This window comes from Micromonospora sp. bgisy143, from assembly GCF_057708145.1.
This window is the reverse complement of sequence record NZ_JBYIRN010000003.1, coordinates 534,274-544,606: the sequence shown is the minus strand read 5'-3', so window position 1 is coordinate 544,606 and position 10,333 is coordinate 534,274. Positions and strand designations below refer to the sequence as shown.

The 10,333-nt window shown below is 72.0% G+C and carries 11 protein-coding genes; 2 read left to right on the top strand and 9 right to left on the bottom strand.

Annotated features, from left to right (window positions below):
* The coding region (locus AC3EN4_RS07955) for an endo-1,4-beta-xylanase (RefSeq protein WP_435205268.1) at positions 1 to 564 on the bottom strand (564 nt) is incomplete at its 3' end.
* 594 nt (positions 565 to 1,158) lie between these two features.
* On the opposite strand from AC3EN4_RS07955, the gene AC3EN4_RS07950 reads away from it, so the two are divergent.
* On the top strand, positions 1,159 to 1,962 hold the full coding sequence (locus AC3EN4_RS07950; RefSeq protein ID WP_435205267.1) for a hypothetical protein: 804 nt from the start codon (positions 1,159 to 1,161) through the stop codon (positions 1,960 to 1,962).
* A gap of 12 nt (positions 1,963 to 1,974) precedes the next feature.
* Complete coding sequence (locus AC3EN4_RS07945; RefSeq protein ID WP_422735401.1) at positions 1,975 to 2,256, top strand: hypothetical protein; 282 nt, start codon at positions 1,975 to 1,977, stop codon at positions 2,254 to 2,256.
* Between the two features lie 94 nt (positions 2,257 to 2,350).
* Here AC3EN4_RS07945 and AC3EN4_RS07940 read toward each other — a convergent pair whose 3' ends face one another.
* From AC3EN4_RS07940 to AC3EN4_RS07905, 8 genes are all read right to left on the bottom strand, one after another.
* On the bottom strand, positions 2,351 to 2,737 hold the full coding sequence (locus AC3EN4_RS07940; RefSeq protein WP_435205266.1) for an AtzH-like domain-containing protein: 387 nt from the start codon (positions 2,735 to 2,737) through the stop codon (positions 2,351 to 2,353).
* Positions 2,738 to 2,775: 38 nt separating this feature from the next.
* Complete coding sequence (locus AC3EN4_RS07935) at positions 2,776 to 4,404, bottom strand: regulator (protein WP_435205265.1); 1,629 nt, start codon at positions 4,402 to 4,404, stop codon at positions 2,776 to 2,778.
* 12 nt (positions 4,405 to 4,416) lie between these two features.
* On the bottom strand, positions 4,417 to 5,109 hold the full coding sequence (locus AC3EN4_RS07930; protein WP_435205264.1) for a cysteine hydrolase family protein: 693 nt from the start codon (positions 5,107 to 5,109) through the stop codon (positions 4,417 to 4,419).
* Positions 5,110 to 5,117: 8 nt separating this feature from the next.
* Complete coding sequence (gene biuH, locus AC3EN4_RS07925) at positions 5,118 to 5,807, bottom strand: biuret amidohydrolase (RefSeq protein ID WP_435205263.1); 690 nt, start codon at positions 5,805 to 5,807, stop codon at positions 5,118 to 5,120.
* Between the two features lie 38 nt (positions 5,808 to 5,845).
* A complete protein-coding gene (gene atzF / locus AC3EN4_RS07920; RefSeq protein ID WP_435205262.1) occupies positions 5,846 to 7,651 on the bottom strand; it encodes an allophanate hydrolase in 1,806 nt (601 codons plus the stop codon).
* A 77-nt stretch (positions 7,652 to 7,728) separates the two neighbouring features.
* Complete coding sequence (locus AC3EN4_RS07915; protein WP_435205279.1) at positions 7,729 to 8,385, bottom strand: GntR family transcriptional regulator; 657 nt, start codon at positions 8,383 to 8,385, stop codon at positions 7,729 to 7,731.
* Positions 8,386 to 8,506: 121 nt separating this feature from the next.
* The gene (locus tag AC3EN4_RS07910; protein WP_435205261.1) at positions 8,507 to 9,430 is read right to left on the bottom strand and encodes a SpoIID/LytB domain-containing protein; all 924 of its coding nucleotides are present in this window, start codon (positions 9,428 to 9,430) and stop codon (positions 8,507 to 8,509) included.
* Positions 9,431 to 9,436: 6 nt separating this feature from the next.
* Entirely contained in the window at positions 9,437 to 10,321 is an 885-nt protein-coding gene (locus tag AC3EN4_RS07905) for a peptidase inhibitor family I36 protein (RefSeq protein ID WP_435205260.1), read from the bottom strand.
* Positions 10,322 to 10,333 lie beyond the last annotated feature (12 nt).

Below are 10,333 nucleotides of genomic sequence, written 5' to 3'. Positions count from 1 at the left end.
CGCGGCGCGGAACGCCGCTTCGATCCAGTCGTTGCCGGTGCGCTGCAGGTTCGAGTCGCGTCGGCCGCCGCTGCCGCCGTCGGCGAACGCCTCGTTCACCACGTCCCAGGCGTAGATCTTGCCGCGGAAGTGGGTGGCGACCTGGGTGACGTGGTTGATGGCGGCGTTGCGCAGCGCGGTGCCGGACATGCCCTGCGCCCAGCTCGGCTGCTGGGCGTGCCACAGCAGCGCGTGCCCGCGCACGCTCATGCCGTTGGCCTGCGCGTGACTGACGAGACGGTCACCACCCGTGTAGCTGAACCGACCCTGCTGGGGCTCGGTGGCGTCCCACTTCATCTCGTTCTCGGGGGTGACGCTGTTGAACTCGCCGTTCAGGATGCTGACGTACTGGCTGTCGGAGAGCTTGCCCGTCGCGACGGCGGCGCCGAAGTAACGGCCCTTCTCGGCGGCCGACGCCTTCAACGTCGTTCCGGCGCTGGCCGTGGGAGCCAGCGCGACCGTCATACCCGCGGTCAGCGCGACCGCGAGGGTCGCCGTCGCCAGCAGAGTTCTTCTTGGTCTCATGTCGATCCTTCTGGAGTGGGTGCATCGGCGGTGGTGATGTGCCACTTCGCTCAGGACGACCTGTTCCCGGCGGCGCGCGCCGACTGGGCCGAGGAATCCGGGACGGTCATCCTGGGCGCCGGCGCACGCGGGATCGGCCGGCGTTCGCCGGGAACCACACGAGTCCTGAGACGGCGTCCGTTGCCCGGAGGGACGCCGTACGGCGAGGCGCGACCACGGGGACCCGCCCGGTGAGTCACCGACGCCGCCGACCTCTGCATCGAGGGTGAGCGATAACATGCTGTTCGTCAAGACGTAACGAGCCGGACAAACGGCCCTCGCTCGGCATCGACCCGAGCCGATACCGCTGCGGGGTCAGCGCGGCCGGATCGTGCGGTGGTATCGAGGGGCGCGATCCTTGTTATCGCTCACAGAGTCGGCCTTCCCGGTCCCCGCTACCGCGAGGTACGTCGATCGCCCGCGACAGGTGTAGCCCGAGTTCTCAAGGGGCAACAGTCCGCGCATGGGTGGTACGCGGCGGGTCGACGAGCGACTGCTCGGCCAGGGACGTCGACGTGCCGATGCCGCTTTGACGCGACGCTCGGCGGCACCCGCGTGACGCCGCCGAGACACTGCCCGCCACCGGTGGCGCTCGGCGCGGTCGCACTCGGCGCCGCCGCGCTCGCGGCGGCCCTGGGCGCCGAGCCCGCCTCCGCCGAGACGACGCGAGTCCCGACGCCGGCGACCACCGGGCCGGCGGAGACCGCCACCGCTGGGGGAGTCGTCGGCTCGTCGGCGCGGGGCCTGCTCGACACTCCCCTGCGGATCGACCTGCCGCTGCCGACGGCACTGCCCCTGCCCCTGCCGAGCGCTGTCCCGCTGCCGACGGCAGTCCCTCTGCCGACCGCCGCCCCCCTGCCCCTGCCGAAGGTCACCGGGTCACGGGCGTCGACGGACGAACCCGCGACTCCCCCGCCCACCCGAACATCCGGGCCCCGACGCTCGTCCCCGCCACCCGACGCGCGGACGCCGGTCACCTCCACAACCGCGCGCCGTACCCCACCGTCGTCGCCACCGGTGACGGTGCGAGCATCCCGCGCCGACCCCGCCGACCGCCGCGTGCGGGCACGCAGGCCGGCGGAGATGACGGCCGAGAAGTCACCGACGCCGGTCCCCGCGCCTCCTCCCCTACCGGTGCCACCCGCGCTGGTACCCGCATTCGTGTCCGCGCCCACCAACACCGGCGCCGGGGGCCCCGACCTGACCGCGTCGGCGACCGACACGCCGCCGACCATCGGGCCGCTGCGTCGAGGGCGTGCCCTCGGCCCCCTGGACAGCCGGGCCACCGGTCGACCCGTACCGCGGGGTCCCCCGCCACCCCGGCAGCTCCTGATCACCCAGCCACGTCCACGACGTTGATCAGGAGAGATCATGGAGCTAGCGATCATCTGGGTACCGGCCGACATCGAGCCGTCGGAACAGGCCATCGCGACGTGCCTGCACCACCTGCGCCGACATGACTACCGACTGAACGGGATCATCCGCGCACCGTGGGAGGCCGTCGAGCAGAAGATGGTCGACGGCGAGGTGGACGTGGTCGTCATCGCCGACCCCGCCCATCTGCCGCCGGACCGGTCGCCCCGGATCGAGGTGGCCACGCCGCCGTCGCGTGCCGACGAGGACCGTCCGACGCCCGGCACGCCGTTCGGCTGACACCACGAAGCGCCCCGTCCACACCGGACGGGGCGCTTCGTCGTGTCAGTCGAGCGTTGGGTCGGGCTGGGCGGGTGCCGGCTCGGCGGCGGGGTCAGCCGAGGTCCGGCGCGGGCTCGGAGACGTGGGCGGTGACGATCCGCCAGCCGACGGGCAGCCGTACCCAGGTCTGGGTCTGTCGCCCGGTGGCGGCGCGGTCGGCGTACCCGAATCGGGTCGTCACGACCGCGAGGTCCGGGCCGAACGCGCTGATCCTCGTCTCGACCAGCCGGCGGCCGGCCGGCAGCGGTGGCTGCGCGGCCCGCCACTTGCGCTGTTCGTCCAGTCCGTACTGGTGGTCGGCGAGGCCGAACCGCACCGTCCGGTCGGAGTCCCAGAAGTACCCACAGATCGCCTCGGCGTCACCGTCGGTGAGCGCCCGCTCGTAGCCGGCGAAGGCCGCCGCCACCTCGGCGACCACGTCCGCGCGATCGATCTCCATCCGGTACGTCCTCTCCCTCTCCTCGGGCGGGTCGATGCTCAGCCACGTACCGCCGCGGCCTGCGGCGTCGCGGCCTCCTGACCGGCGTCGGGCGCGGCCACGGCGGGCGACTCGTCCAGGTCGGCCTCCCCCGGTTCGGGCTCGCGCGGCGTGGGCCGACCGAGCGCGAAGACCCCGCAGAGCACCGCGACGAAGAGGTAGCCGAGCGCCACCTGGCCGTTGGCGTTCCACTCGATCCGCTCGCCGTGGATCAGCCCGACGAACGAGAGCACCGCGCCGGAGCCGGCGAAGATCGCGGCGCGGACGAACCGCTTGTCGATGACGAAGACCACCACCGCGCCGAGCACCAGGCCGGCGAGGATGGCGCCCTGGCCCAGCACCAGCAGCCCGTCGTACACGACGCCGGCGCCGTTGAGCGCGCCGTCGCCGACCGCGGCGGCGCTGGTGCCGGCCGCCGCGAGGGCGTTGTCGATCTGCCCGGTCGCCCACGCCGCGATGTTCGGCACCAGCGCGGCGACCACGGCCGCGGCGTGTGCCCGCGGGGTCGCCTGGAACGCCTGCGCCCCGATCAGCAGGCCGATGTAGAGCAGGATCGGCACGATGGCCGCGGTCGGGAAGATCGCCGCGAGCAGTCCGAACATGCCGAGGAAGCAGAGCACGGCGATCACCACGCCGGTCGCCATCGAGTAGCCGCTGCGTCCACCGGCGGCCTTCCAGCCCGGATGACCGACGTAGACGGCGGGCGGGAACGGCGAGCCGAGCGCCGCGCCGATCACCGCGCCCGCGCCGTCGGCCAGCAGCACGCTGCGCAGGTTGTAGTTGTCGCCGGCCGTCGCCGCGCTCTCCACGTTCGTCATGCCCTCGGTGAAGTTGTAGACGCCGAGCGGGATGGCCGTCGCCAGCAACGGCGCCATGTCGGACAGCCCGGTGAACAGCAGGTCGAGCTTGAACGAGGGTACGGCGACCGCGATGTCCCGGGCGGCGGCCGTCACGTCCGGCACCGACATCGCCCCGCCGGCCCAGCCGATCGCGGTGCCCACCAGCAGGGCGGCCAGCCCGATCGGGAAGTTGAACGGCAACTTCACGTCGGTGAGCAGGCCGATCAGCAGCAACGCGAAGACCGGCAGGGCGATCCAGGCCATCCGCCACATCTGCCCGGCCGGGTTCATCGAGATGAAGGTGATCGAGATGCCCGCGAGCGTGCCGAGCAGCGCCGCCCGGGGCGCGTACCGGCGGATGTAGGGCCCGACGAACGCGCCGATCAGCACGATCACACCGATGATGAAGGCCCAGGCCAGCCCGGCCTCCCAGGCGCGTACCGGGTCCTGGGTGCGCAGGTAGATCGGGAGCATGATGACGAAGATGACGATGAACATGTGCGGCACGCTCGGTCCGTACGGCAGGGCCGTCACGTCGGCGCGGTTCTCGCGGCGGGCCAGGCGGCGGGCCAGGTAGGTGTAGTAGATGTTGCCGGCGACCAGGGCGATGCCGAGCGCCGGCAGGATGGTGCCGAACACCTCCCCCTCGGGCAGCTTCACCACCCCGATGCAGAGCCCGGTCAGGGTGAGCACGTTGACCAGGACGTTGACGCCGAAACCGAAGAACGCGTTGGTGTCGCCGCGCACCCAGAACGGGAGCGGGACGACGGTGGGCTTCGCGGAGACCATGGCTGCTCCCGGTCAGGAGGAGGGTTGCAACGCGGACGTGGTGGGCAGCACGGCGCGGACCTGCGTCGAGTCGGCGACCCACCCGAAGATGCCGCCCTGGGCGGCGATCATGTCGAGCCCGACCCGGTGGAACTCGGGGAAATAGGACCCGACGCAGTCGGCGAGTACGAGGCACTCGTACCCCCGGTCGTTGGCCTCGCGGACGGTGGTGTGCACGCACACCTCGGTGGTGACCCCGGCGACCAGGAGGCTGCGGATGCCCCGCTCGGCGAGCAGGACGTCCAGGTGCGTGGCGTGGAACGCGCCCTTGCCGGGCTTGTCGACGACCGGTTCGCCCGGCAGCGGCGCGAGTTCGTCGATGATGTCGTGGCCGTACTCGCCCCGGACCAGGATCCGGCCGGTGGGTCCGGGATCCCCGATCCGCTTGCTCGGCGCGCCCCGGTTGAGCTTGGCGGGTGGGCAGTCGGACAGGTCCGGCAGGTGCCCCTCGCGGGTGTGCACGACGGCCAGGCCGACGGCGCGGGCGTCGGCGAGCAGGGCGGCGAGCGGCGCGATCGTACGGCGGAGCTGGCTCACGTCGTTGCCGAGGCTCTCCCCGAACCCGCCCGGCTCCAGGAAGTCCCGCTGCATGTCGATGACGAGCAGCGCGGTGGTCGAGATGTCGAAGGAGTACGGGCCGGGTCGCGCGGCGGCGATGGTCGGCATGGCTCACCTCACTTCGCCGTGGCGGCGATGACGTCGTCGGATGTGGCGACGCAGCCGAAGACGCCGCCCTGCATGGTGACCATGTGCAGGGCGGCCTCGTGGTTGGCCTTGTCGGTGGCGCCGGTGCAGTCGGCCAGGATCAGGCACTCGTACCCCCGGTCGTTCGCCTCGCGCATCGTGGTGTGCACGCAGACGTCGGTGGTGATGCCGGTGAGGATCAGGTGGGTGATGCCCCGGGTCCGGAGCACGAGGTCCAGGTTGGTGGCGTAGAAGGCGCCCTTGCCGGGCTTGTCGATGATCACTTCGCCGGGCAGCGCGGCGACCTCGGGCACGATCTCCCACCCCGGCTCGCCGCGCACCAGGATCCGGCCGGCCGGGCCGGCCCCGCCGATCTCCGCGCCGATGCGGGCCGAGCGCCAGCGCTTGTTCGCCGGCAGGTCGGACAGCTCGGGATCGTGCCCCTCCCGGGTGTGCACGACCAGCATCCCGAGCGACCGGGCGTGCTCCAGCAGCCGGGCGGTGGCCGGCAGGCCGGCCCGGGTGAGGCCGATGTCGTAGCCCATCGCGTCGACGTAGCCGCCCGGACCGCAGAAGTCGGTCTGCCAGTCGATGCAGAGCAGCGCGGTGCGCGCGGTGTCGGCGACACCGTCGTACGGCCACGGGTAGGGGTTGGCCGGTACCGGCCCGATGCTTCCCATCCTCTCGCCTCCTGTCGTGATCGCTGATGCGGCCCGGTTCACCGCCGGGCGGCGGCGGAACGGCGGTAGGCCCGCCACCCACCGCTGGCGCTGATGTCCTCGGCCGGCGGGCCGGCGGCGTACGCCTCGCAGAGGAAGCCGAGCACGTCCCGTCCGTCGTGCAGCCGGACCCAGCCGAGCGAGAGGGGTGCCGGCACGCCGGCCAGCAGCCCACCGAGCGCGGCGCTGGGCAGCCGCCACAACTCGACCTCGATCGGGTGACCCGCCGAGGTGTCCGGGGCGACCCGGACCAACCCCGGCAGCCCTTCGCCGTCGGCCGTGTCCATCCGGTAGAGCCGGTAGAGCGGCGCGGTACGGGCGGCGCCCGCGAAAGTCGCGCCGTACGCGAGCAGTTCGCCGTTGCGGGACTCGCCGCTCAGGTGCCGGCCGACCACGGCGAGCAGCACCTCCGCCGAGGGTGCGGCGGGCGGCGCACCGACCGGTGGGCCGGGCACGGCGTCGCCGCCCGTGGTGAGGGCGGCGGCGAGCCGGGCCAGGGTGGTGTCGCTGAATGCCGGGCCGAGCAGGGTCAGGCTCGCCGGCCGGCCGGTGGCGGTGAAGCCGTTGGGGACCGTCACCGCGGCCAGGTCGAGCAGGTTGGCGAACTGGGTGTAGCGGCCCAGCACGGCGTTGCGCCCGATCGGATCCTCGGCGATCTCGTCGAGGGTGAACGTGGTGCCGACGGTGGGCACGACCAGCACGTCGACGTCCTGCCAGAGCCGGTCGACCTGGGCGCGCAGCTCCCGCAGACGATGCTTCCCCCGGAAGGCGTCGACCGCGTCGTAGCGCCGGCCGGTCTCCAGCACCGCCCGGGTGACCGCCAACACCGACTCGGGGCGCGACCGCAGGAAGTCACCCAGGCCGACGAGCCGTTCGGCCACCCAGGGCCCCTGGTAGAGCAGGTCACCCGCCGCGAAGAAGGCGTCGAGCGGCACCGACCGCAGGGATCCGACGAGGGTACGCAGCAGTTGCACGCCGGCGGCGAAGCGGGCTTCCTGCCCGGTGTCGCCGAAGAACTCGAGGTCTTCTGCCCAGGGCACCCCGAGGCGTAGCGTGCCCGGCATGCGGGCGACCACCCGCTCCGCCGGTAACGGGCGACTCCACGGGTCGGCCGGGGTGACGCCACGGGCGGCGTGCAGCACGTCCACCGCGTCCGGCACGTCGGCGGCGAAGACCGACACGCAGTCGAGCGAGCGGCAGGCGGGCACCACGCCGGCCGTGCTGAGCAGACCGCGGGTGGGTTTGAGGCCGACGATCCCGTTGAGCGCCGCCGGCACCCGGCCGGAGCCGGCGGTGTCCGTACCCAGGGCGAAGCTGACCTGGCCGGCGGCCACCGCGACGGCCGATCCGGAGCTGGAGCCGCCGGAGATGAGGCCGCCGCCGAAGACGCTCTCGCCACTGCCGTACGGCGAGCGGGCGCCGGTCAGGCCGGTGGCGAACTGGTCCAGATTGGTCTTGCCGACGAGCAGCGCGCCCGCGTCGAGCAGTCGGCGCACGACGGGTGCGTCCGTCGCGGCCAGGTACCCGAAGTCGGGGCAGCCGGCCGTGGTGACCATCCCGGCGACGTCGATGTTGTCCTTGACCGCGAACGGGACGCCGTACAGCGGGGACGCGGGATCACCGTGGCGGGTCAGCGTCTCGGCACGGGCCCGCAGGTCGTCGGCCGGCACGGTGCTGATCCAGACCGGCCCGCCGCCGCTGGACGCGAGCCCGTCGAGTACGCGTTCGGCCTGGTCCGCCGGGGTGAGGCGGCCCTCGCGGTACGCCGTCCGCAGCTCCGAGATGGATCCGACTGGCTCTGGCATACAGTCGATTGTCGACCGTTCTGTTACAGCGGACGGCGCGTTCTGTAACGGGGACATGACGGCCGGTCGGCCGCCGATCAGTCCAGGTAGGAGCGGGCGCCGTGCCCGGACAGCACGGCGAGAACCTCCTCCGGGTCGCCCCCGGCGACCGCCTCGAACAACCGCTCGTGCCGGTGGACCCCGTCCAACGGCTGCGCCACCTCCGCCTCACGCCGCAGATTGATCGCCATGTAGAGCTGCAACTTCACCAGGATCGAGCCGTACACGGCGGACAGTTGGCGGTTGCCGGCGAGCGCGACGAGCGCGACGTGGAACGCCCGGTGCGACTCGGCGACCCGCATCCGGTCGCCGACCCGGGTCGCCTCCCGCATCGCGTCCAGCGTCGCCCGCAACCCGGCCAGCTCGCTCTCCCGGGCGACCGGGATCCCCGCCCGCACCGCGAACCGTTCGAGGACGTCCCGCAGCTCGTACAGCTCCCGCACGTCCCGGTCGGAGAGGGTGGCCACCCGGACACCGCGCCGCGGCACATGTTCGACAAGCCCCTGCTGGGCCAGCAGCCGCAGCGCCTCCCGCAACGGCGCGCGGCTGATCCCGAGCCGACGGGTGAGCTGCTCCTCGACGAGGCGTTCCCCCGGATCGCTCTTGCCGCTGAGGATCTCCCGGGTCAACCGGGAGACGGCGAGGTCCACCAGACTGACGCTCTCCAGCTCACCGTCCATCGTCGGTGCGACCATGTCGTTCACTCCGCCGAGTCTGCCACCTGTCGCCGTACCGGCGGCGCGGGCGCGGCGGGCCGCCCACGAGCGTGCCGCCCGCCGCGGATGCGCGGCGGGCGGCACGGGTCGACGCGTGACGTCAGGAGATGACCACGTCGCGGTAGTAGTGGCGCAGGATCGCCTGGTAGCTGCTGCCCGCGTTGGCGAGATCACGCGAGCCGTACTGCGACATCCAGTCACCGTCCACCCAGCCACCGCACGCGGTGGTGGTCGCGCAGTAGTGCGCCCGCAGGATGTTGCCGCTCCGGGTCATCCGGGTCGACCAGGTCCGGTCCACCGCCGCCGACGTCGAACTCTGCGCCGACGACGGCCGGTAGACCTGGTCGCCCGTGTCGTCCCGGACGTCGTAGCACTGGCCGCCGGAGGTCTTCCGGGTCGAGTGCAGCGCCCAGTACCAGGCGTAGCTCTTCACGGCCATCGCACCGGCATCCAGTGAGGCAGCCGGCCAGCTCGTGATCCACTCGTTCGGGAGGACGTTCTTGACGTACGTCTTGAAGTCGACCCGGTCGACCCGGCCGAGACTCACCCGGTAGACGAGGATGGTGCTCGGCAGCTTGCTGTTGGTGCCGTCGGTGCTACAGCCCGTCGCCCCGCTCAGCAGTTCGTGCGAGGCGTTGTTGTTCTTCAACGTGGCGTTGAGGTTGCCAGTCGCGCCGGCCGCGAAGTCCTGGTAAGCGCCGGCGAAGTTGCTGTTGAAGTAGACCCGCACGGTCTTGCCGGTCCGGTTGCGCACCGACGCCGCGTTGTTCTTCACGCACAGGCCCTTGCCGGCGCCCGCACCCTTGAAGTCGTAGCAGGTCGGTTGGGTCGTGCCGTAGTCGTCGAGCGAGTCGGTGAAGTCGGAGACCGAGCCGGCCTGGTTGCTGTTGTAGTAGTAGCAGAACTCGCCGCTGTCGCAGGTCCCGTCCCGCTCTGCCGCAGCCGCCGGCGAGCCGACGCTCAGGATGGAGGTGGACATGGCGAGGACGGCGCCGATGACGGCGAGGCCCTTGCGGAGATTCACGGCGTCCTACCTCTCGTTGTAGCCCTGGGAGTTCCAGAACGCGGTCGGGTCGGCGTTGTCCAGGACGGGGTCGTTGACGCTGACGGACGCGTGGGTCTGCCGACCGGACCGGACCTCGACGTGCGTGTGCGCGCCCGAGCTGGAGGACACCCCGTGCCACGACTCGTCGGCGATGATCTCGCCCTTGCTGATGGCGTCGCCCACGCTCACCCCGGACCTGGGCGCGGTGTGCAGGTAGATCACCGTCTTGTTGAGCGAGGAGTTGTAGACCGAGATCGTGGACAGGCCGCCGCTGCCGGTCGCGCCCCGCGCCACGTAGGTGACCGTTCCGGAGACCAGGGCGTGCACGTCCGAGCCGACGCTACGGGCGATGTCGATGCCCTCGTGCCGGCCGGGCGTGGTGGTGTAACCGTCGAAGCCACACGTGACCGCGCCGCCGCTGGCCTGGTACAGGGCGTACGACAGGTTCGTGCGCGACGACGGCGAGAACTGGTGCGAGGCGTTGTTGTTCTTCAGCGTGGCGTTCAGGTTGCCCTTCGCACCGGCCGCGAAGTCCTGGTACGAACCGGCGTAGCCGCTGTTGTAGTAGACGCGTACCGTCTTGGTGCTGCGGTTCCAGACCGAGGCGGCCTCGTTCTTGATGCACAGGCCCTTGCCGGCGCCGGCGCCCTTGAAGTCGTAGCACGAGGGCTGCTCGGTGCCGTAGTCGTCGAGCGAACCGGTGAAGTCCGAGATGGACCCCGCGTTGTCGCTGTTGTAGTAGTAGCAGAACTCGCCGCTGTCGCAGACCCCGTCGCGGGCCGCCGCCGAGGCGGGCGACGCGACGCTGAGGATCGAGGTGGCCGCGGCCAACGCGACGCCGCAGGCGGCCAGGCTCTTCCGGATGTTCATGGTGTCCTTTCA

What these genes read in the sequence shown, in the direction of transcription:
- atzF (WP_435205262.1), bottom strand. Translation starts at nt 7,651, where the DNA reads ATGCCAGAGCCAGTCGGATCCATCTCGGAGCTGCGGACGGCGTACCGC.
- AC3EN4_RS07930 (WP_435205264.1), bottom strand. Translation starts at nt 5,109, where the DNA reads ATGCCGACCATCGCCGCCGCGCGACCCGGCCCGTACTCCTTCGACATC.
- AC3EN4_RS07940 (WP_435205266.1), bottom strand. Translation starts at nt 2,737, where the DNA reads ATGGAGATCGATCGCGCGGACGTGGTCGCCGAGGTGGCGGCGGCCTTC.
- biuH (WP_435205263.1), bottom strand. Translation starts at nt 5,807, where the DNA reads ATGGGAAGCATCGGGCCGGTACCGGCCAACCCCTACCCGTGGCCGTAC.
- AC3EN4_RS07945 (WP_422735401.1), top strand. Translation starts at nt 1,975, where the DNA reads ATGGAGCTAGCGATCATCTGGGTACCGGCCGACATCGAGCCGTCGGAA.
- AC3EN4_RS07905 (WP_435205260.1), bottom strand. Translation starts at nt 10,321, where the DNA reads ATGAACATCCGGAAGAGCCTGGCCGCCTGCGGCGTCGCGTTGGCCGCG.
- AC3EN4_RS07935 (WP_435205265.1), bottom strand. Translation starts at nt 4,404, where the DNA reads ATGGTCTCCGCGAAGCCCACCGTCGTCCCGCTCCCGTTCTGGGTGCGC.
- AC3EN4_RS07915 (WP_435205279.1), bottom strand. Translation starts at nt 8,385, where the DNA reads ATGGTCGCACCGACGATGGACGGTGAGCTGGAGAGCGTCAGTCTGGTG.